At 71.3% G+C, this 17,868-nt stretch carries 21 protein-coding genes, 1 pseudogene and 1 riboswitch; of the genes and pseudogenes, 12 read left to right on the forward strand and 10 right to left on the reverse strand.

Annotated features, from left to right (window positions below; genetic code table 11):
* Positions 1 to 163: 163 nt before the first annotated feature.
* Positions 164 to 319, forward strand: a riboswitch (SAM riboswitch).
* Between the two features lie 17 nt (positions 320 to 336).
* From thrC to ACZ4TV_RS07465, 6 genes are all read left to right on the forward strand, one after another.
* On the forward strand, positions 337 to 1,650 hold the full coding sequence (gene thrC / locus ACZ4TV_RS07440; protein ID WP_468131690.1) for a threonine synthase: 1,314 nt from the start codon (positions 337 to 339) through the stop codon (positions 1,648 to 1,650).
* A gap of 37 nt (positions 1,651 to 1,687) precedes the next feature.
* On the forward strand, positions 1,688 to 1,966 hold the full coding sequence (locus tag ACZ4TV_RS07445) for a MoaD/ThiS family protein (RefSeq protein ID WP_468131692.1): 279 nt from the start codon (positions 1,688 to 1,690) through the stop codon (positions 1,964 to 1,966).
* A 378-nt stretch (positions 1,967 to 2,344) separates the two neighbouring features.
* Positions 2,345 to 2,551: a cold-shock protein gene (locus ACZ4TV_RS07450; RefSeq protein WP_030009783.1), complete on the forward strand. Its 207-nt coding sequence runs from the start codon at positions 2,345 to 2,347 to the stop codon at positions 2,549 to 2,551.
* Between the two features lie 313 nt (positions 2,552 to 2,864).
* The gene (gene groL, locus ACZ4TV_RS07455) at positions 2,865 to 4,487 is read left to right on the forward strand and encodes a chaperonin GroEL (protein WP_468131694.1); all 1,623 of its coding nucleotides are present in this window, start codon (positions 2,865 to 2,867) and stop codon (positions 4,485 to 4,487) included.
* A gap of 112 nt (positions 4,488 to 4,599) precedes the next feature.
* Positions 4,600 to 4,965, forward strand: coding sequence for a type II toxin-antitoxin system VapC family toxin (locus ACZ4TV_RS07460; protein WP_468131696.1), 366 nt, complete (start codon positions 4,600 to 4,602; stop codon positions 4,963 to 4,965).
* Positions 4,966 to 4,982: 17 nt separating this feature from the next.
* Entirely contained in the window at positions 4,983 to 5,582 is a 600-nt protein-coding gene (locus tag ACZ4TV_RS07465) for a phosphoribosylanthranilate isomerase (RefSeq protein ID WP_468131698.1), read from the forward strand.
* Positions 5,583 to 5,609: 27 nt separating this feature from the next.
* On the opposite strand, the gene ACZ4TV_RS07470 is transcribed toward ACZ4TV_RS07465, so the two are convergent.
* Positions 5,610 to 5,972, reverse strand: coding sequence for a protease inhibitor I9 family protein (locus ACZ4TV_RS07470; RefSeq protein ID WP_468131700.1), 363 nt, complete (start codon positions 5,970 to 5,972; stop codon positions 5,610 to 5,612).
* A 375-nt stretch (positions 5,973 to 6,347) separates the two neighbouring features.
* Here ACZ4TV_RS07470 and ACZ4TV_RS07475 point away from each other — a divergent pair, with 375 nt between their 5' ends.
* Positions 6,348 to 7,526 carry a S8 family peptidase gene (locus tag ACZ4TV_RS07475; protein WP_468131702.1) on the forward strand — a complete coding sequence of 393 codons (1,179 nt, stop codon included), beginning with the start codon at positions 6,348 to 6,350 and terminating at the stop codon, positions 7,524 to 7,526.
* 69 nt (positions 7,527 to 7,595) lie between these two features.
* Here the strand turns inward: ACZ4TV_RS07475 and ACZ4TV_RS07480 are convergent, their stop codons facing one another.
* The 3 genes from ACZ4TV_RS07480 to ACZ4TV_RS07490 form a co-directional block, all read right to left on the reverse strand.
* On the reverse strand, positions 7,596 to 7,994 hold the full coding sequence (locus ACZ4TV_RS07480) for a hypothetical protein (protein ID WP_468131704.1): 399 nt from the start codon (positions 7,992 to 7,994) through the stop codon (positions 7,596 to 7,598).
* 213 nt (positions 7,995 to 8,207) lie between these two features.
* On the reverse strand, positions 8,208 to 8,462 hold the full coding sequence (locus ACZ4TV_RS07485; RefSeq protein WP_468131706.1) for a DUF397 domain-containing protein: 255 nt from the start codon (positions 8,460 to 8,462) through the stop codon (positions 8,208 to 8,210).
* Positions 8,446 to 9,282, reverse strand: a complete 837-nt coding sequence (locus ACZ4TV_RS07490) for a helix-turn-helix domain-containing protein (RefSeq protein ID WP_468131708.1) — start codon at positions 9,280 to 9,282, stop codon at positions 8,446 to 8,448. Before ACZ4TV_RS07490 ends, ACZ4TV_RS07485 begins: the two co-directional genes overlap by 17 nt.
* Before the next feature lie 112 nt (positions 9,283 to 9,394).
* Between ACZ4TV_RS07490 and ACZ4TV_RS07495 the strand changes: the two genes are divergently transcribed.
* Both ACZ4TV_RS07495 and ACZ4TV_RS07500 read left to right on the forward strand, forming a co-directional pair.
* Entirely contained in the window at positions 9,395 to 9,613 is a 219-nt protein-coding gene (locus tag ACZ4TV_RS07495) for a hypothetical protein (RefSeq protein ID WP_468131710.1), read from the forward strand.
* Positions 9,610 to 10,269 carry a hypothetical protein gene (locus ACZ4TV_RS07500; RefSeq protein ID WP_468131712.1) on the forward strand — a complete coding sequence of 220 codons (660 nt, stop codon included), beginning with the start codon at positions 9,610 to 9,612 and terminating at the stop codon, positions 10,267 to 10,269. The genes ACZ4TV_RS07495 and ACZ4TV_RS07500 overlap by 4 nt, the downstream gene beginning before the upstream one ends.
* A gap of 163 nt (positions 10,270 to 10,432) precedes the next feature.
* Here the strand turns inward: ACZ4TV_RS07500 and ACZ4TV_RS07505 are convergent, their stop codons facing one another.
* The 4 genes and pseudogenes from ACZ4TV_RS07505 to murQ all read right to left on the reverse strand — a co-directional run bounded on the left by ACZ4TV_RS07505 (position 10,433) and on the right by murQ (position 13,833).
* Positions 10,433 to 11,038, reverse strand: coding sequence for a GNAT family N-acetyltransferase (locus ACZ4TV_RS07505; RefSeq protein WP_468131714.1), 606 nt, complete (start codon positions 11,036 to 11,038; stop codon positions 10,433 to 10,435).
* A 12-nt stretch (positions 11,039 to 11,050) separates the two neighbouring features.
* Positions 11,051 to 11,296 (reverse strand): annotated as a pseudogene (locus tag ACZ4TV_RS07510) (DNA-binding protein); the annotation flags it as partial.
* A 35-nt stretch (positions 11,297 to 11,331) separates the two neighbouring features.
* Positions 11,332 to 12,825, reverse strand: a complete 1,494-nt coding sequence (locus ACZ4TV_RS07515) for a PTS transporter subunit EIIC (RefSeq protein WP_468131716.1) — start codon at positions 12,823 to 12,825, stop codon at positions 11,332 to 11,334.
* A 72-nt stretch (positions 12,826 to 12,897) separates the two neighbouring features.
* Positions 12,898 to 13,833 (reverse strand): N-acetylmuramic acid 6-phosphate etherase, encoded by a 936-nt coding sequence (gene murQ, locus ACZ4TV_RS07520; RefSeq protein ID WP_468131718.1) that lies wholly within the window; start codon positions 13,831 to 13,833, stop codon positions 12,898 to 12,900.
* Between the two features lie 490 nt (positions 13,834 to 14,323).
* On the opposite strand from murQ, the gene ACZ4TV_RS07525 reads away from it, so the two are divergent.
* Both ACZ4TV_RS07525 and ACZ4TV_RS07530 read left to right on the forward strand, forming a co-directional pair.
* Positions 14,324 to 14,698 (forward strand): hypothetical protein, encoded by a 375-nt coding sequence (locus ACZ4TV_RS07525; protein WP_468131720.1) that lies wholly within the window; start codon positions 14,324 to 14,326, stop codon positions 14,696 to 14,698.
* A 7-nt stretch (positions 14,699 to 14,705) separates the two neighbouring features.
* Positions 14,706 to 14,972, forward strand: coding sequence for a DUF4031 domain-containing protein (locus ACZ4TV_RS07530; protein ID WP_468131722.1), 267 nt, complete (start codon positions 14,706 to 14,708; stop codon positions 14,970 to 14,972).
* A gap of 49 nt (positions 14,973 to 15,021) precedes the next feature.
* Here the strand turns inward: ACZ4TV_RS07530 and ACZ4TV_RS07535 are convergent, their stop codons facing one another.
* Positions 15,022 to 16,251: a Cmx/CmrA family chloramphenicol efflux MFS transporter gene (locus tag ACZ4TV_RS07535; protein ID WP_468132250.1), complete on the reverse strand. Its 1,230-nt coding sequence runs from the start codon at positions 16,249 to 16,251 to the stop codon at positions 15,022 to 15,024.
* 121 nt (positions 16,252 to 16,372) lie between these two features.
* Entirely contained in the window at positions 16,373 to 17,047 is a 675-nt protein-coding gene (locus ACZ4TV_RS07540) for an HD domain-containing protein (RefSeq protein ID WP_468131724.1), read from the reverse strand.
* A gap of 134 nt (positions 17,048 to 17,181) precedes the next feature.
* On the opposite strand from ACZ4TV_RS07540, the gene ACZ4TV_RS07545 reads away from it, so the two are divergent.
* Entirely contained in the window at positions 17,182 to 17,868 is a 687-nt protein-coding gene (locus ACZ4TV_RS07545; RefSeq protein ID WP_468131726.1) for a copper homeostasis protein CutC, read from the forward strand.

A 17,868-nucleotide genomic window follows, 5' to 3' on the forward strand; every position in this document is an offset into this window, starting at 1 on the left:
CAATATCTGCCGTTATGTGATCCATCTCGCGGTTCGGACGCCTGTCTCACCCGCCCGGGCCTTCAGTTACAGTCTTGAACAACGCGAAGGACCGCCGCATGCCGGGGGCCCTTCGCGCACAAACGCCCGGGTGCGCCACAGAGCGCGTCGCCCGGTGCCATACCGCTCATCCAGAGGGGCAGAGGGACACGGCCCGTTGAAGCCCCGGCAACCCTCCAGTCGGTTCTCGCGATCGCGCACCAGCGACGTAGCGAGGTCCCCGGCTAGGGAAGGTGCCAATTCCGTCTCATGGCGAAGTGCGCCATGGGGAAGATGAGGAGAAAGGGCCTCGCCATCATGGCTGCACAGACTGTCGACACCGACACCGTCACCGCCACCTCTGCCGGAACCGGAACCGGAACTGTCGATCTCGGACCCGCCACCGGACTTTCCTGTCGCGAGTGCGGCACCCGCTTCGAGCTCGGCCCCATCTTCGCGTGCGCCGAGTGTTTCGGACCGCTGGAAGTCGCCTACGACCTCCCGACCGGCGACGCCGAGGCCCTGCGCGCCGCGATCGAGGCCGGCCCCAACAACATCTGGCGCTACGCGCCGCTGCTGCCCGTCCCCGCGGACGTGGCCTCCAAGCCGAGCCTGAACCCGGGCTTCACCAAGCTCGTGGACGCGGCCAACCTGGCCAAGGAGCTCGGCGTCAGCGGCAAGCTCTACGTCAAGGACGACTCCGGCAACCCGACGCACTCCTTCAAGGACCGCGTCGTGGCCATCGCAGTCGAGGCCGCCCGCGCCTTCGGCTTCACCACCCTGTCCTGCTCCTCGACCGGCAACCTGGCCGGCGCCGTCGGCGCCGCGGCCGCCCGGGCCGGCTTCCGCTCCTGCGTGTTCATCCCGCACGATCTGGAGCAGGGCAAGGTCGTCATGGCCGGCGTGTACGGCGGCGACCTGGTCGGCATCGAGGGCAACTACGACGACGTCAACCGCTTCTGCTCCGAGCTCATCGGCGACCCGCTGGGCGAGGGCTGGGGCTTCGTCAACGTCAACCTCCGCCCGTACTACGGCGAGGGCTCCAAGACCCTCGCGTACGAGATCTGCGAGCAGCTCGGCTGGCAGCTGCCCGACCAGATCGTGATCCCGATCGCGTCCGGCTCGCAGCTGACGAAGATCGACAAGGGTCTGCAGGAGCTCGTGAAGCTCGGCCTCGTCGAGGACAAGCCGTACAAGATCTTCGGTGCCCAGGCCGAGGGCTGCTCCCCGGTGTCGACCGCCTTCAAGGCCGGTCACGACGTGGTCCGCCCGCAGAAGCCGAACACCATCGCCAAGTCGCTGGCCATCGGCAACCCGGCGGACGGCCCGTACGTCCTGGACATCGCCCGCCGCACCGGCGGCTTCGTCGAGGACGTCAACGACGAGCAGGTCGTCGAGGCGATCAAGATCCTCGCGCAGACCGAGGGCATCTTCGCCGAGACCGCGGGCGGCGTGACCGTCGGCGTGACGAAGAAGCTCATCGAGAACGGGCAGCTCGACCCGACGCTGACCACCGTCATCCTCAACACCGGTGACGGCCTCAAGACCCTGGAGGCGGTGGCCGCGGACAGCGGCCAGACCGCCACCATCCGCCCGAGCCTGGACGCGTTCCGCGCCGCCGGCCTGGCCTGACCATCTCCTCCTGCTCTACCGGAAAGGCAGTAGCGCCATGAGCGTCAACGTCCGCATCCCCACCATCCTGCGCACCTACACCGGCGGTCAGGCCGAGGTCCCGGCCGAGGGCGCGACCCTCGCCGAGGTCATCGAGTCCCTGGAGAAGAACCACCCGGGCATCGCCGCGCGCGTCCTGGACGACCAGGGCAAGCTGCGCCGCTTCGTGAACGTGTACGTCAACGACGACGACGTGCGCTTCGAGGGCGGGCTGCAGGCGGCGACGCCGGCCGGCGCCGGCGTCTCGATCATCCCGGCAGTCGCGGGCGGCTGCTGAGTAAAACCGAAATTGCCCCCTCCGCTAAAAGCGGAGGGGGCAATTCTGCTTGATTGGGCACGGTACAGTTGGGGAAGTCCCCTCCGCTGTTCTTGCCCGCCGCATATGAACGGGCCGCGTGAGGGTCGACATCGGGCCAATGTGCAAGCGCGGTATGGGGCTTTGGCGAGATATGTCAGGCCCGAGTTGCCCGGGAATATTCCAAATTTTCACTCTATTTCAATGTTTCTCGGTGTCCTGAATTCTCGTCGGATTGACCTGTTGCAGACAGCACCCGCGCAGATACATTCAGCCTCGGTCGACGCGTTCCGGCGCAAGTTCTGACCCGGGAGCGCGAAGTGCGTTCCTGCGCAAGGGCCAGTAATAGGGGAGTTAGGCATGGCTCAGGGCACCGTCAAGTGGTTCAACGCGGAGAAGGGCTACGGCTTCATCGCGGTCGACGGTGGTGCGGATGTGTTCGTCCACTACAGCGCCATCCAGATGGACGGGTACCGCACCCTTGAAGAGGGTCAGCGGGTCGAGTTCGAGATCTCGCAGGGCCAGAAGGGTCCGCAGGCGGACATGGTCAAGCTCGCGCTCGGCTAGTCCTGGAGCGATCGACCACCGACGCACAGTGTTCATTGACCTACGAGGGGCCCACATCCTGGACACGGGATGGGGGCCCCTCGTACGTCTGCCCAGTCCAGCCGGGCCGTTGCCCCGAGCCGCTTGCACTCGGAGGGGTCGAGTGCTAATCATTGGCGTTAGCACTCTCCCGGTGAGAGTGCTTAAAAACGAGGACCGGGCCGGTGAGGCCCGCAGGGTCCGGCGGGAAGGAACCGCCGGGCACGCAGGCCGTCCGTCGCGGGCGCGGGCGCGGTCCGGAGCAATCCACCCCTGTCCGGGAGGACCACTTCAGATGGCCAAGATCATTGCGTTCGACGAGGAGGCCCGGCGCGGTCTCGAGCGTGGGATGAACCAGCTCGCCGACGCCGTCAAGGTCACCCTTGGCCCCAAGGGTCGCAACGTCGTCCTTGAGAAGAAGTGGGGCGCCCCCACGATCACCAACGATGGTGTCTCCATCGCCAAGGAGATCGAGCTCGAGGACCCGTACGAGAAGATCGGCGCCGAGCTGGTCAAGGAAGTCGCCAAGAAGACGGACGACGTCGCGGGCGACGGTACGACCACCGCCACCGTGCTGGCCCAGGCTCTCGTCCGCGAGGGCCTGCGCAACGTGGCCGCCGGCGCCAACCCGATGGCCCTCAAGCGTGGCATCGAGAAGGCCGTCGAGGCCGTCTCCGGCGCCCTGCTGGAGCAGGCGAAGGATGTCGAGACCAAGGAGCAGATCGCTTCCACGGCCTCCATCTCCGCCGCTGACACCCAGATCGGCGAGCTCATCGCCGAGGCCATGGACAAGGTCGGCAAGGAAGGCGTCATCACCGTCGAGGAGTCCCAGACCTTCGGTCTGGAGCTTGAGCTCACCGAGGGCATGCGCTTCGACAAGGGCTACATCTCGGCGTACTTCGCCACCGACATGGAGCGTATGGAGGCGTCGCTCGACGACCCGTACATCCTGATCGTCAACTCCAAGATCGGCTCGGTCAAGGACCTGCTGCCGCTCCTGGAGAAGGTCATGCAGTCCGGCAAGCCGCTGCTGATCATCGCCGAGGACGTCGAGGGCGAGGCCCTGTCGACCCTGGTCGTCAACAAGATCCGCGGCACCTTCAAGTCCGTCGCCGTCAAGGCCCCGGGCTTCGGCGACCGTCGCAAGGCCATGCTCGGCGACATCGCCATCCTCACCGGTGGCACGGTCATCTCCGAGGAGGTCGGCCTCAAGCTGGAGAACGCCGGTCTCGACCTGCTCGGCCGCGCCCGCAAGGTCGTCATCACCAAGGACGAGACCACCATCGTCGACGGTGCCGGTGACAGCGACCAGGTCGCCGGTCGCGTGAACCAGATCCGCGCCGAGATCGAGAACTCCGACTCGGACTACGACCGCGAGAAGCTCCAGGAGCGCCTCGCGAAGCTGGCCGGCGGCGTGGCCGTCATCAAGGCCGGCGCCGCGACCGAGGTCGAGCTCAAGGAGCGCAAGCACCGCATCGAGGACGCCGTTCGCAACGCGAAGGCGGCCGTCGAGGAGGGCATCGTCGCCGGTGGTGGCGTGGCCCTGCTCCAGGCCTCCTCGGTCTTCGAGAAGCTCGACCTCTCGGGTGACGAGGCGACCGGCGCCAACGCCGTGAAGCTCGCGCTGGAGGCCCCGCTCAAGCAGATCGCCGTCAACGGTGGTCTCGAGGGTGGCGTCGTCGTGGAGAAGGTCCGCAACCTGACCGTCGGCTGGGGCCTGAACGCCGCGACCGGCGAGTACGTCGACATGATCGCCGAGGGCATCATCGACCCGGCGAAGGTCACCCGCTCTGCCCTGCAGAACGCGGCGTCCATCGCGGCCCTCTTCCTCACCACCGAGGCCGTCATCGCCGACAAGCCCGAGAAGGCCGGCGCCGGTGCCCCGGGCGGCATGCCGGGCGGTGACATGGACTTCTGATCGCCCCAGGGCTCCGGCCCCGGCTCGATCGGCTGTTCTCGAACGAGGGCGGCACTCCCCGGCAAGGGGGGTGCCGCCCTCGGGCGTTTCCGCTTCCGTTCCCCTCAGGATCGTGAAGCTGGTCCACGCCGAATCCGAGTCGCAGGCACTGCGCGACTGGCTCGACGAGAGAGCCGAGACCGGATGGGTCAGCTCGGTCCTGGCGGAGGTGGAGTCCTTCCGGGCGTTGGCCCGCCATGCGCCGCAGGCCGCCGTGCGGCTCCATCTCGTCCTGGACCTGATCGATCTGATCGACCTCGATCCCGGCATCCGCATCCTGGCTCAGACCGTTCCGCCGGCAGCCGTGCGCGGCCTCGATGCCGTCCATCTGGCGACGGCGCTCGGCATCGGCGCGCGACTGACCTCGTTCGTCACGTACGACAAGCGCCTGGCCGACGCTGCCCGCGATGCGGGACTGACCGTCGACATGCCCGCCTGACCTGCTTGACTGCTGGTATGGCTGACGTGTTCATCAAGATCTGCGGTCTGCGGACCGCCCAGGACGTCGACGTGGCCGTGGCGGCCGGGGCCGACGCCGTCGGCTTCGTCTTCGCCCCCGGCAGCCCGCGTACGGTCGACGCCGCCACCGCGCGGGAGCTGGCCGCGCGGGTGCCGGACGGGGTGCTCACCGTCGGGGTGTTCCGGGGACAGCCGGTGGACGAGGTGCGCCGGTTCACCGAGGAGAGCGGCGTACGGGGCGTGCAGCTGCACGGCGAGGAGGGCCCCGAGGACTTCGCGGCGCTGCGCGCGGACGGCCGGACGCTGCTGCGGGCCACCGCCGAGCACGTGCGGCGCTGCGGCGAGTACGGCGAGGACCTGCTGCTGCTCGACGCCCCCGACCCGGGCTCCGGCAAGCCGTGGAACTGGGGAGCGGCGGATTTCACCGCGCCCGAGGGGCGGTGGCTGCTCGCGGGCGGGCTGAACCCGGGCAACGTGCGCCGGGCCCTCGAAGCCACCGGGGCGTGGGGCGTGGACGTCTCCAGCGGGGTGGAGCGGGAGCGCGGGGTGAAGTCCCCCGACCTGATCCGCGCCTTCATCGGGGCGGCGCGGGGCTAGCTCGTCCGCTCGTCCGCTCCTGCGGCCTCAGGAGGTTCCGAAGCCGGGGCCGGCGGCCCGGCCGTCCTCCTCGATGGCCTCCACGCCCGGCATCGCGTGCAGCGCCGCGACCTGGGCCGGGGAGAGCCGCGCGGCGAAGCCATGCAGGGCGGTGCGGAAGACGTGCACCGGCGCGACCCCGACCAGGTGCGCCACATCGGCCGGGTCGAGGTCCCTGCGGACGGTGACGATGTACGTGGGGTGATCGGCCGGAGCGCTGTGGGCTACGGGCTCCCGCGCGGTGGCAGGGGTGGCGGCGGTGGCCGCGGACGCGGGCAGTGCGGCGACGGCGGCCAGCACGGCGGCTACGGCTACGGCTGTGGGCAGGGCCCGGCTCAGGCTGTTGCGCATGGGCCGAGGTCATCACGCACGCCCGGCCCGGTCAACGACGTCCGCAGGTGTGGCGGGTGCACGGGAGCGCCCTTCGCCGTGCGCCCCCTGATGTGGGGGCGGGCCGTACGGGTGATCTTGCCGTCCGTCCCGGTCGCGTACGGACACGGGCCGGGCGGCGACACCACCTCGGCGGGGGACGGGGTTAACCCTTTCTGCAGCGTGCGGGGAACGCCGTGTTGACGGGCCAATCGGACGATCGGCCAGGCGGGGGCGGTGGTTCAAGCCGCGCGAGGTGGCACCCGATGGAAGGGAAGCCGTCACCCGCCGAGGCACGTGCCGTCACGGGGGCGGCTCCCCCATGTCGCGCGTCACGCCCTCCAGGGAGTCCCTTTCATGCGCCTGTTCGCACGTCTGGCCACCGCCGCCCTCCTCACCGTCACCCCGGTCGTGGCCGGCTCGGCTTCCGCCGCCGCCCCGGAACCGACCCCGGCCCCGCTGCTCACCGCCGCCAACCCGGTGCCCGGCAAGTACATCGTGACCCTGGACAAGGGGGTGGACGCGGCCAAGCTCGCGACGGCGCTGAAGCTGAAGCCGAGCTTCGTCTACGGCTCCGCGATGAACGGCTTCGCCGTGGGCCTGAGCCCGGTCCAGCTGGACCTCGTACGCAAGAGCCTCGGCGTGCAGATGGTGGAGGAGGACGCCTCGGTCCAATCCGTACCGAAGCAGACCTCCCAGGGGATGCGGGCTCCGTCGAAATCGTGGGGCCTGGACCGGATCGACCAGAAGAGCCTGCCGCTGAACAACGACTTCAGCACGTCCGGCAACGGCGCCGGCGTGACCGCGTACATCCTCGACACCGGCATCGACTACGTCCACGACGAGTTCGGCGGGCGGGCCACGTTCGGTTTTGACGCCGTCGGGGACGGGCGCAGGGGCCAGGACTGTCAGGGCCACGGCACGCACGTCGCGGGCACGGTGGCGGGCAGGACGTACGGGGTGGCCCGCAAGGCGAACCTGGTCAGCGTCCGCGTCCTCGGCTGCGACGGCCGCGGCACGTGGTCGGGCATCATCGCGGGCATGGACTGGGTGGCCAGGAACGCCAAGCAGCCGGCGGTGATGAACGGCTCCCTGGGCGGCGACAGGTCGGAAGCGGTCAACAACGCCGCGACGGCGCTCTCCGACGCGGGCGTACTGCCGGTCATCGCGGCGGGCAACTCCGCGGTCGACGCCTGCAACATCTCGCCGGCGTCCGCCGCGCGCGTGGTGACGGTCGGCGCGACCAACCGGTGGGACGAGGAGACGGACTTCTCCAACTACGGCCAGTGCGTCTCCCTCTACGCACCGGGCCAAGCCATCGTCTCGGCCAAGCTCGGTGGCGGCAGCGTGGCGCTCGACGGCACGTCGATGGCCGCGCCGCACGTCGCCGGTGTCGCCGCCCTCTACAAGCAGGCGCACCCGTCCGCGGACCCGGCGGAGATCAACGACTTCCTCGACGACGAGTCCACCAAGGACATGCTGAACAGCGTCAGCAAGTCCTCCCCGAACAAGCTGCTGTTCAGCGCCGGTCTCTGACCCGCAGGGTCGCGGCGAAGACGGCCCGGGCCCGCGCGTGGCACACCACGTGCGGGCCTCGTCCTCTTCCTAGCAGAACTGCTCCAACGCGGCCTTCGCGCCCGCGTTGTAACCCTTCACGAAGTTCGGGTCCAGGGGTACGACGCCCTGCGGCGGGGCATCCGCCTTGCAGTCGGCCTTGGTGTCGGCGAGCCCCTTGCGGTAACCCGCGGCGTACTGGGCCTGGGCCTCCTGCTCTTCGGCCTCCTTGACCGTGCCGCACTTGACCGGGCTCCCACCCTCCTGCTGCGCGGTCACGGGGCCGACCGGGATGAAGCCGCTGGTGGTGGCCACGCCGTCGTCATCCGCCACGCTGGTGGCGGTGAACTGCTGCTCGGGGGTGCCGCCCTTGATGATCACCTTCACTCCTGGCTGAGCCCCGGTGACGCGGACGTCGTACTTGCCGGCGACACTCGGGGTCTGCTTCACACTGCATGTGATGCTGGGCACCGCCGCCTGCGCGGAACTCGTCAGGAGCGGTACCGACCCGAGTGCCAGGGACGACACGACCAAAGGCGCCAGTAGGGCATGCCGAATGCGTCGGTTCACTGCTCGTCCTTCCCTCGGCCCATTGGGCCCCCCGCGCGCCTTTCCATCGTCCGGCGGACACCTTCCGGTGTCCACCGGACGCTGGAGCGCCTGTCAGAGGGCGCTGACGAAGGCGGCCCAGGCGGGGCCGTTGAAGGTGAGGTGCGGGCCGTCCGGGACTTTGGAGTCCCGGACGGGGACGAGGTCGGGGTGGCCGTCGGCGACTTCGAGGCAGTCGCCGCCGCTCCCGCCGCTGTACGTCGACTTCCGCCAGGTGGCCATCTCGACGCAGCTGCCGCCACTGCCGTCGCTGTAGCTGGACTTGTGCCAAGTGGCTATCGACAGGTCGTACTCAGGATGCTGCTTCATGTTCGTACCCCTCCGCCACGGACTCGATCAGGGCCAGCGATTGCGCGGGAGACAGCGCACCGGCCGTGAGCAGATCGTAGGTCAGGAAATGACGAGACACTGTGGCCGGATCATCGAACAGCTGGCCCGTGCCGTTGCCTTGCACATAGGCGAGCGTGGGAGCGTCCTCGAAGGACAACAGCTGAAGGGAACCGCCCATGGCCGCGTGGGCGCCTGCGCTGAACGGGATGACCTGGACGATGATCCGGTTAGACCGAATCAAAGACGTGATCTGGCGAAGGGCTCCTGCCATCACGGCCGGTCCGCCGACCTCGCAGCGCAGCACCGCCTCGCCGAATACGGCCCAGAACAGCGGGGTTGTTGGGTCTGCAAGGAGGGACGCGCGGGCGAGCCGGTGTTCAACCAGCTCATCAATCACCAGGTCAGGCGCGGTCGGCTGGTACGCGCGGAAGACGGCCCGCGCGTACGCCTCCGTCTGCAACAGCCCCGGGATGGTTAGCGGCGCGTACTCGCGGATGGCCGTCGCCAGAGCTTCGGCCTCGGCCGCCTCCGCGAAGTGGTCCGGGTACTTCGACTTGGCCGCCGCGTCGCAGTTGCGGGTGAAGAAGCCCTTCGTACCGAGGATGTCGTCTATCTGCCGGGCAAACTCGATGTGCATGCGGCGGGTGCCCGCTTCCAGCTGGCCGATGAACGAGCCGCTGACGAAGAGCGGTTCGCCCAACTCGACCTGGCTGAGACCGGCGCGTTCGCGCGCCACGCGGAGTTCGGCGCCGAGGAGGGCGCGGGGTGAGGAGGAGGGATCGAGGTTCTTTCCTGCCATGGCGACTCCCTGAACACGTGCGGTTGTTGCGGTGTCCGCATTGAAAGGCTAGCGAGCGGGTCGCCACTCTGTGTGTCGAAGTTGAATACGCAGAGTAGAAAGGTGACATGTCATGGTGCTCACGTCGAAGGAGCGGATGCTGGCGGCCGAGGAGGCCGTCCAGCAACTGAGGGAATCCCTGGCGGGGGTGGGGGTCCTGTTCCCCTCGCTCGGGGTGGACGTGGTCTCGGCCGCCGGTACGTACGGGCTGCCCCTGGTCGACCTGGGCCGCTGCAACCTGGACACCGCGCTGCGGCTGGCCGCCGTCCTGCACGAGCGGGCGCGGGCGTGAGCGAGGCGATCGAGGCGGCGGAGTTCGCCTTCGAACTCGGGTGGAAGCTGCGGGGGTTGGAGACGGTCCTGGGCGGTGGCGGATGGAGGCGTGGAGGTATGGGGCTTTCCGTGCGGGCGAGGCACGAGGCCGGTAGCGGGCTCTGGGTGGCCGTCGGGGACGACGGGGCGCGGCGGGAAACGCGGACGGCGGACACGGCGGACGAGGCGACGGCGCTGGTCCATGAGGCCTTCGGGCTGGAGGCCTGGCGGCCGCAGCCGCCACCGCCGCCGGGGTGGCAGCGGTTCACGCTGATCCACTGCCCGGTGGGGGAGTGTCCGAGCTACGACCGGATCAGGGCGAGCCCGCCGCAGGGGTGCGTGGTCGAGGACGTCGGCGGGTACTTCGGGCTGCGGTGCGAGCGGCCGGGGGCGCGGCTGCTGGACGCGGTCGCCGAGACGTGCAGGGAGATCCGGGACGAGTACGGGCTGCTCATGAACGACCTCGGTATCGAGAAGCTGTGGGAGTGGTCGGCCGACGGTACGGACGGCTGGGGCGCGGAGATCGTGGGCCAGTTGCTGCTGATGGCGGCCGAGCGGGGGCCGAAGCTCGGCTACGCCGTGGACGACCTGGCCCGTTTCCTGCGGACGGCCGCCGGAGCCGATGCCGTGGCGTGACCGCTCGGCACGTTCCGCAGGCCCGTGCCGTCTGCTTGGCGAGGCGGCTCCGAGCGCGGCCCAGGTGCTCGGGGCGGCCCGGCCCCAGAGATCGGGGCTCCGCCCCGCACCCCGCGTCTCGAACGCCGGCGAGGCTGGATGGTGCGGCCGCCCGTGGGGAGCTTTATGCGGGGGCGTCGGTGCGCAGGCGGGCGTGGAGGTGTTCGTCGTGCCAGCCGTCGGCGTGGAGGAGGGCGCCGCGCATCGTGCCCTCCTGCCGGAATCCGGCCTTCGTCGCGATGGCGCAGGAGGCCGGGTTGGCCACGGAGTGGGTGATGCGCAGGCGGTGCAGGCCGAGGTCCTCGAAGGCCCAGCGGCTGATGCGGTCCGTGGCCGTGACCATGACCCCGGTGCCGCGGCCGGCGGGCAGCAGCCAGTACAGGAACTCGCCGCTCCCGCCGGGCAGATCGAGGTCGGCCAGGCCGATCAGGCCGACGGCCGGGGCGGGGCTGTCCGGGGCGCGGGTGGCCGGGGCTATGGCCCAGATCGCGGCCTCCTCGGCCTGCCAGCGGTGGTGCCAGCGGGTGATCTTTTCTTCGGCCCCGGCCAGGGTGAGGAGGCCGGGCCGGTTCCAGTGCTGGATCTCCGGGTCGAGGCAGGACGCGACGAGCGCGGGGGCGTCGTACGGCTCCCAGGGCCGCAGCAGCATTCCGCCGGGGAGGGCGAACTCCGGCTGGGGCAGCGCGCGCATCCGGCCGGGCGGGACCACGGGGGGTATGGCGTTGATCATCCCCGCAGGGTGTCAGACCTTCATGGCAGTGAGGCGCTTGCCGCACAGTGCCGTCAGGTCCTCGGGGTCGGAGGTCAGTACGGTGACGGGGCCGGGGCCGGGAGCGGTGAGTGCGGTGGCGGCGAGCATGGCGTCGATCGCGTACTTGTGCCCGTGCAGGCCCGCCTCGCGGAGGAGTTCGGTCGCCCGGAGCGCGATCTCTTCCGTGGCCGGCTGGATCACCACGCGGGACAGTGCCCACCTGAGCGCCGGTTCCGATGCCACCGCGTACCGCTCGGGCTGTGTCCGGTCGGTTAGGGCAGCGCCGGTTCCTTCTCGGGCTCCGGGCGGTGCGGGGTGGTGGTGGTCGAGCCCGGGTCCGGGTCCGTGTTCAGGTCGGTGAGCATGTGGTTCGTGAAGCCGAAGAAGTAGGTGGCGGCGAAGCCCACCAGGTAACCGACGGCCAGGCCGCCCGCGTAGATCGCGAGGGTGAGGCCCGGGCTCGACCTGCCGTCCAGCAGGGGGAAGAGGGCCCAGCCCGACGGGCCGATGGCGGTGGAGCCGAAGGCGACGCCCAGCTGGTTGCAGAGGCCGACGAAGGCGCCGCCGGCCGCTCCGCCGACGCAGGCGGTGACGAAGGGGCGGCCGAGGGGGAGGGAGACCCCGTAGATGAGGGGCTCGCCCACGCCCAGGAAACCGGCCGGGAGCGCGGACTTGATGGTCGTACGGAGGGAAGGGTTGCGCGGGAGGCGGTAGTAGACCGCGATGGCCGCGCCGACCTGGCCCGCGCCCGCCATGGCGAGGATGGGCAGCAGGACGGTGTAACCGGACTGCTCGATGAGCGTGGTGTGGATGGGGATCAGGGCCTGGTGCAGGCCCAGCATGACGAGCGGGAGGAACAGCCCGCCCAGGACCAGGCCCGCGAAGGCGCCGCCGCTGGCGAGCAGCCAGTCGGCGAAGGCGCCGATGGCGGCGGAGGCCTCACCGGCGAGGAACATCAGGCCGAAGATGGTGACCAGGCCCGAGACCAGGACCGTGAGGGTGGGGGTGACCAGGACGTCCAGGGCCTCGGGGACCCACCTACGGCACCACTTCTCGACGTGCACGGCGAGGACGGCGGCCGCGAGCGCGCCGAGGACGCCGCCCTGGCCCGGGGAGAGCTGCTGGCCGAAGGCCTCGATCTTGGTGATGCCCGGGAACACGATGATCGCGGCGACCGCGCCACCGAGTACGGGCGTACCGCCGAACTCCTTCGCCGTGTGGTAGCCGACGAAGACGGCGATCAGCGACAGGAAGCCGGAGGCCATGGCGGCGAGCGCGGGGACGACGGAGGGCAGCCAGCCCATGTTCATCAGCAGGCCGTTGAGGCCCGCGATGATGCCGCAGCCGATCAGCGCCGGGATCAGCGGGACGAAGATGTTCGCGATCCGGCGCAGGAACAGCTTGAAGGGGGTGGCGTTGCGCGCCTTCTGGGCCTCCTTCAGCGCCGCGCCCTGGGAGGCGAGGTCCTCCGCCGTGATCACGCGGGGCGCGGCGCCCGCCGAGCGGCCCTCCGCGACCAGGGCTTCGAACTCCGGGGTGACGCGGGCGACGGTCCCTGGGCCCAGCACGATCTGGTAGGTGGTGTCGTCCTCGACCACGCCCAGGACCGCGGGAAGGGCCCGCAGGGCCTCGTCCTGGACCAGCGAGCGGTCGCGCAGGGAGATGCGCAGGCGGGTCATGCAGTGCGCGATCGAGGTGATGTTGTCCGGGCCGCCGACCAGAGGAAGGATCGCGGCGGCTGTGGCGCGGTTCTTGTCCGTGGGCATGTGCGGGTCGCCTTGCGTCGGGGGGTGGGGGCGGGGCGGGGGCGGGGGCAGCCGGCGGCCGGCGGCCGGCGGTCAGGAGGTCCGGGCGTGGGCGTGGGCGAGGGCCGCGCGGAGGTGGCCTTGCGAGGCGGCGAGCAGTTCGGCGGCCTCGGGGCCGCCGACGCCGCCGAGGACGACGAGGATGGCGTTCTTGACCTCGCCGTCGGTGGCGGCCAGCGCGGCTTCGATCTCCTCGTCGGGCGCGCCGGTGGCCAGGGCGACGATGCGGCGGGCGCGGGCGCGCAGCTTCTCGTTCGAGGAGCGCATGTCGACCATCAGGTTCCCGTACGTCTTCCCGAGCCGGATCATCGTGATGGTCGAGATGAGGTTGAGGACGAGCTTCTGCGCGGTGCCGGCCTTCAGGCGGGTGGACCCGGTGAGGAGTTCGGGTCCGACGACGACCTCGATGCCGTGGTCGGCTGCCGCGGCGAGGGCGGAGCCGGCGTTGCAGGAGAGCCCGACGGTGAGCGCGCCGCGCGTACGGGCGAACTCGACGGCGCCGATCGCGTACGGGGTGCGGCCGGAGGCGGAGATGCCGATGACCGTGTCCTCGGGGGTGAGGCGCAGTGCGGTGAGGTCATCGGCGGCCAACTCCTCGGAGTCCTCGGCTCCTTCGACGGACCTGACCATCGCGGAGGGGCCGCCCGCGATCAGGCCGACGACTTCGGCCGGGTCGGTGTTGAAGGTGGGCGGGCACTCGCTGGCGTCCAGGACGCCCATCCGGCCGGCCGTGCCGGCGCCCGCGTAGACCAGCCGGCCGCCGCGGGCCATGCGCTGCGCGATCGCGTCGATGGCGGCGGCGATCCGCGGGAGCTGGGCGGCGACGGCGGCCGGGACGGTGGCGTCCTCGGCGTTCATGGTGCGGGCGATGTCGAGGGTGGGCAGCCGGTCGATCTCGGCGAGTTCGGGACGGAAGGCCTCGGTGGTGAGCGTCTCCAGCTGGGCGCGGAGTTCGGCGTACGCGGTCATGGGCGGGGCGCGCTCCTGACGGGTCGGCGGTGGCGGTCGGCTCGGGGGTTTGGCGTACGGCGGGGGTGATCAGTACGAGGTCGGCGTACCCGGAGGGGCTCGATCACGTCGCCCGTGGAACCGGAGTGGGTGATGGCGACGGCGACGGCGACGTCGCCGGGCGGCGCGGGCCCGGCACGATCCGAACGAGACGGCCTGAGCGGGGGTCGCTGTCGGCGTGGCGGGTGTGCTCGGCGAGCGCGGGGACGGTGAGCCGGGCGCAGCCGGCCGGGTCGGAGGCGACGGCTCCGGCGACCGCCCGAACGAAGGGGGTCATGGACGGGCCCGGGCTACGGACTCGGCGCGGCCCGCCGTGAAGGTCTTCTTCGCGTTCTCGATCACGCTTGGACACGCTTGGAATCTATTTTCAGTGACGGGGCGGGTCAATACGCCATAAGGCGCCCGAAAGAGGGCCTTCGTCGCCGGGCCCTTGCGGGGTCACAATGGGCGCATGGACCACGCAACCCCACTGGAACAGGCGCTGCACGTCGCCCGTGCACTTGTTCTCGCCGATCTCGCCGCCGGCGAGGTCGCCGAGGCCGACGTCGTCTCCCTCGTCGAGGACTCGGTCACGCACCGCCGGTGGTGGGTGGAGCAGTGGCCGGAGGGGGTCGACTACCTGGCCGGACTCGTCGCCCAGGACGTACAGGACGCGCTGCTGGCGAAGTACGGGCGCTGGCCGCTGTGCCCGGTCTGCGCGCACGGCGACCCGCACGCGCTGGCCGTGGAACCGGAGCTGGGACCCGACCCGCACTGGGTGTGCTCGGAGGCGGGCGTGAAGGTGGCGGCGGTCGGCAGCCTGGGCCCCGTCCTGGGCCGCCGGTGAGCCGCCCGTGACCGTCTACATCGATCCGCCGACCTGGCCGGGCCACGGCCGGATGTGGTCGCACCTGGTCAGCGACGTCTCGTACGAGGAGCTGCACGCCTTCGCGGCGGCCATCGGCTGTCCCCCGCGGGCCTTCGAGCGGGACCACTACGACGTGCCCTCGTACCGCTACGCGGACGCGGTCGGCGCGGGCGCGGTGGAGATCGGCAGCAAGGAACTCGTCCGCCGCCTCACCGCGGCAGGCCTCCGCCGCCCGAAGAGCCGGCCCTCCTAGGGAGTGTCGGCTGAGGAAGGCGGGTCGGGCGGCGGGCTGGTCGGGCGGGTCAGGCGAGCCGGGCTTCGGCGGGCCGTTCCGCCGGGGCTGCGGCGACGGCGCCCGAGGTGACCACGCGGGTCGCGGGGGGCGGCGTACGGCGGTCCAGGCGGAGGGCGATCACGGCGAGGGCGATGGCGGCGGCCGTCATGGCGGCGCCCGCCCAGGCGGTGGAGGCGAAGCCCAGGCCCGCGTCGATGACGGTGCCGCCGAGCCAGGGGCCACCGGTGTTGCCCAGGTTGAAGGCGGCCGTGGTGGTGGCGCCGGCCAGGGTCGGGGCGGCGCCCGCCACGTTGAACATGCGGGCGTTGAGCGCCGGGGCGGTGAAGAAGGCCGAGAAGCCGATCAGGAAGGCCAGGGCGACCGCCGCGACCTGCGACGACGCCAGCAGGGCGAGCGCGGCCAGGAGGACGGTCGACGCGGTGACGCCCCAGATCATCACGCCGAACAGGTGCGCGTCGGCGACCCGGCCGCCGACGGTGGTGCCGGCCAGCGCCCCGATGCCGAAGAGGCCGAGGATCCACGGGACCGCCCGCGAGTCCAGCCCGGCCACGTCCGTGAGCAGCGGAGACAGGTAGCTGAAGGCGCAGAAGACGCCGCCCGCGGCCAGTGCCGTGATGCCGATGGAGAGCCACACCTGGCGGTCGCGGTAGATGCGCAGCTCGCGCCCGAGCGACGGCTTCTCGGCGGGCAGCGGGATCTTCGGGATCAGCCCCAGGATGCCGACGAGGGCGATCGCGGACGCGGCGGCGACCGACCAGAAGGCGGAGCGCCAGCCCAGGTGCTCGCCGAGGAAGGCGCCGGCGGGGACGCCGAGGACGTTCGCGATGGACAGGCCGCCGATCATGACGGCCATCGCGCGGGCCCGCTGGTCCTTGTCGACCATGGCGATGGCGACGGCCGCGCCGACGGCCCAGAAGCCGGCGCAGGCGAAGGCGGAGACCACGCGGGAGGCGAAGAGGAGCTCGTAGGAGGGCGCGAGCGCGCCCGCGACCTGCCCGAGCCCGAAGAGGCTGATGAGCGTGATGAGGGTCGTGCGGCGCGGGAGGCGCAGGGTGGCCACGGCCAGCAGCGGCGCTCCGACGACCATGCCGATCGCGAAGGCGGATATGAGCAGGCCCGCCTGCGGGATGCTGACGTCCATGTCGTCGGCGATGGGCGGCAGCAGTCCGGAGAGCATGAACTCGCTGGTGCCGAGCGCGAAGACGGACAGTCCGAGGATGTAGACGGCGACGGGCATGCGGGGGCGTGCGGCATCTGCGGGCATGACTGTGACCAACCATGACGAACGCGGCCACATTCCCCCCGCCCGGTGCGGGTGTGTCAGCTGTGAGATCGGGGGGTGAGGTCGGGGGGTGAGGTCAGCCGGACGTCAGCGTGGCGAGTTCCGCGGTGAGGTTGGCGCGGGCCGGGTCCTCCCAGTGCGTGGCGCCGTAGGGGGTGCGGAAGAGCCGCGGCAGGTCGAGCAGCTGGCGCAGTACGGCGGCGCGGCCGGTGCGGAAGGCCTCGTCGGGGACGAAGCCGTACTCGGCGCGCACGGCGGCGACGTAGGCGGCGTAGGCCTCCGGCGCCCCTGCCAGGACCGCCAGGTCGGCGTCGCAGAGCGCCTCGCCGTTGGTGTCGCCGGGGGCGGGGTCGTGGGTGACGGTGAGCCGGACCAGGCGGGCCACCTCGGCGGTGCGCGCGGGGTCCATGCCGAGCTCGGGGAGGGCGCGCTCGGCCAGGGCGGCGCTGCGCTCCTCGTTCTCGGAGCGGTCGGGGCGGTAGACGGCGTCGTGGAACCAGGCGGCGAGCTGCACGGCGGCGGGATCGGCGGCGTACGGCGCGAGTACGTCGATCCGTGCGAGGACGTCGGCCAGGTGCGCGGTGGTGTGGTACCGGCGCTGCGGCTCCGCCCAGGCGGTGAGGAGGCGGTCGGCGTAGGGGGCGGGATCGCGGTCGGCGGGGGCGCCGGCGGCGGTGACGGTCGCGCGCCAACGGGCTTGCAGGGCCGCGGTGTCGGGGTGGATGTCGCGGGGCGGGGTGCCTGTGTCCATGGGCACATTGTGGGGGTGGCGTGATTGTGCTGGTGGAGGGAGGTCGGAGGCCCGTACCCTGGATATTGGACTAGACCTATTTCCCGAGCTGCTTTCAAGCTGTTCCCGAGCTGTCTTCCGAAGGATGGGATCGAATGAGCAACCGTGCGCTCCTGGAGGTGATCGCCCTCGACGTGGAGGACGCGATCGCGGCCCAGGCCGGTGGGGCGGACCGACTCGAACTGGTCACCGACATGGCCGCCGACGGGCTCACCCCGCCGCGCGAGACCTTCGCGGCGATCAGGGCGGCGGTCGACATCCCGCTGCGCGTGATGCTCCGCACGACGGACGGGTTCGCGGCGGGTGACGTCTCCGTCCTGGTCGAGGCGGCGCGGGAGCTGCGGGCGGAGGGCGCGCGGGAGTTCGTCCTCGGCTTCCTGAACCCGGACGGAAGCCCCGACCTGGCCGCCGTCGAGGCGGTCGTCGCGGAGCTGGACGGCTGCCGCTGGACCTTCCACCGGGCGATCGACCGGGCGGCGGACCGGGACCAGCTGCGCAAGGCGCTGGCCGACCTGCCCGGTCTGGACACGTACCTGACGGCGGGCTCGGCGGCGGGGGTCGACGAGGGGCTGCCGGTGCTGCTGGCGGAGGCGGCGCGGAGCGGCGAGCCGGGGTACGGGGCGCGGATCCTGGTCGGCGGCGGCCTGACGCTCTCGCACCTGCCGGTGCTGCGCTCGGGCGGCATCGACGCCTTCCACATCGGCGGCGCGGCGCGGCCCTCCGGGTGGGGGCGGCCCGTCTCGGCGGCGGCCGTCGCCGAGTGGCGAGCCGCCCTGGCCTGA

This window comes from Streptomyces sp. NPDC028910, assembly GCF_055564955.1.

Bases quoted from the DNA above. Each gene is read 5' to 3' on its own strand.
- murQ (WP_468131718.1), bottom strand. From the start codon at position 13,833: ATGACCGCGTACGCCGAACTCCGCGCCCAGCTGGAGACGCTCACCACC.
- ACZ4TV_RS07545 (WP_468131726.1), top strand. From the start codon at position 17,182: ATGAGCAACCGTGCGCTCCTGGAGGTGATCGCCCTCGACGTGGAGGAC.
- groL (WP_468131694.1), top strand. From the start codon at position 2,865: ATGGCCAAGATCATTGCGTTCGACGAGGAGGCCCGGCGCGGTCTCGAG.
- ACZ4TV_RS07525 (WP_468131720.1), top strand. From the start codon at position 14,324: ATGGACCACGCAACCCCACTGGAACAGGCGCTGCACGTCGCCCGTGCA.
- ACZ4TV_RS07485 (WP_468131706.1), bottom strand. From the start codon at position 8,462: ATGAAGCAGCATCCTGAGTACGACCTGTCGATAGCCACTTGGCACAAG.
- ACZ4TV_RS07450 (WP_030009783.1), top strand. From the start codon at position 2,345: ATGGCTCAGGGCACCGTCAAGTGGTTCAACGCGGAGAAGGGCTACGGC.
- ACZ4TV_RS07445 (WP_468131692.1), top strand. From the start codon at position 1,688: ATGAGCGTCAACGTCCGCATCCCCACCATCCTGCGCACCTACACCGGC.
- thrC (WP_468131690.1), top strand. From the start codon at position 337: ATGGCTGCACAGACTGTCGACACCGACACCGTCACCGCCACCTCTGCC.
- ACZ4TV_RS07505 (WP_468131714.1), bottom strand. From the start codon at position 11,038: ATGATCAACGCCATACCCCCCGTGGTCCCGCCCGGCCGGATGCGCGCG.
- ACZ4TV_RS07475 (WP_468131702.1), top strand. From the start codon at position 6,348: ATGCGCCTGTTCGCACGTCTGGCCACCGCCGCCCTCCTCACCGTCACC.
- ACZ4TV_RS07535 (WP_468132250.1), bottom strand. From the start codon at position 16,251: ATGCCCGTCGCCGTCTACATCCTCGGACTGTCCGTCTTCGCGCTCGGC.
- ACZ4TV_RS07465 (WP_468131698.1), top strand. From the start codon at position 4,983: ATGGCTGACGTGTTCATCAAGATCTGCGGTCTGCGGACCGCCCAGGAC.
- ACZ4TV_RS07540 (WP_468131724.1), bottom strand. From the start codon at position 17,047: ATGGACACAGGCACCCCGCCCCGCGACATCCACCCCGACACCGCGGCC.
- ACZ4TV_RS07470 (WP_468131700.1), bottom strand. From the start codon at position 5,972: ATGCGCAACAGCCTGAGCCGGGCCCTGCCCACAGCCGTAGCCGTAGCC.
- ACZ4TV_RS07495 (WP_468131710.1), top strand. From the start codon at position 9,395: ATGGTGCTCACGTCGAAGGAGCGGATGCTGGCGGCCGAGGAGGCCGTC.
- ACZ4TV_RS07490 (WP_468131708.1), bottom strand. From the start codon at position 9,282: ATGGCAGGAAAGAACCTCGATCCCTCCTCCTCACCCCGCGCCCTCCTC.
- ACZ4TV_RS07515 (WP_468131716.1), bottom strand. From the start codon at position 12,825: ATGCCCACGGACAAGAACCGCGCCACAGCCGCCGCGATCCTTCCTCTG.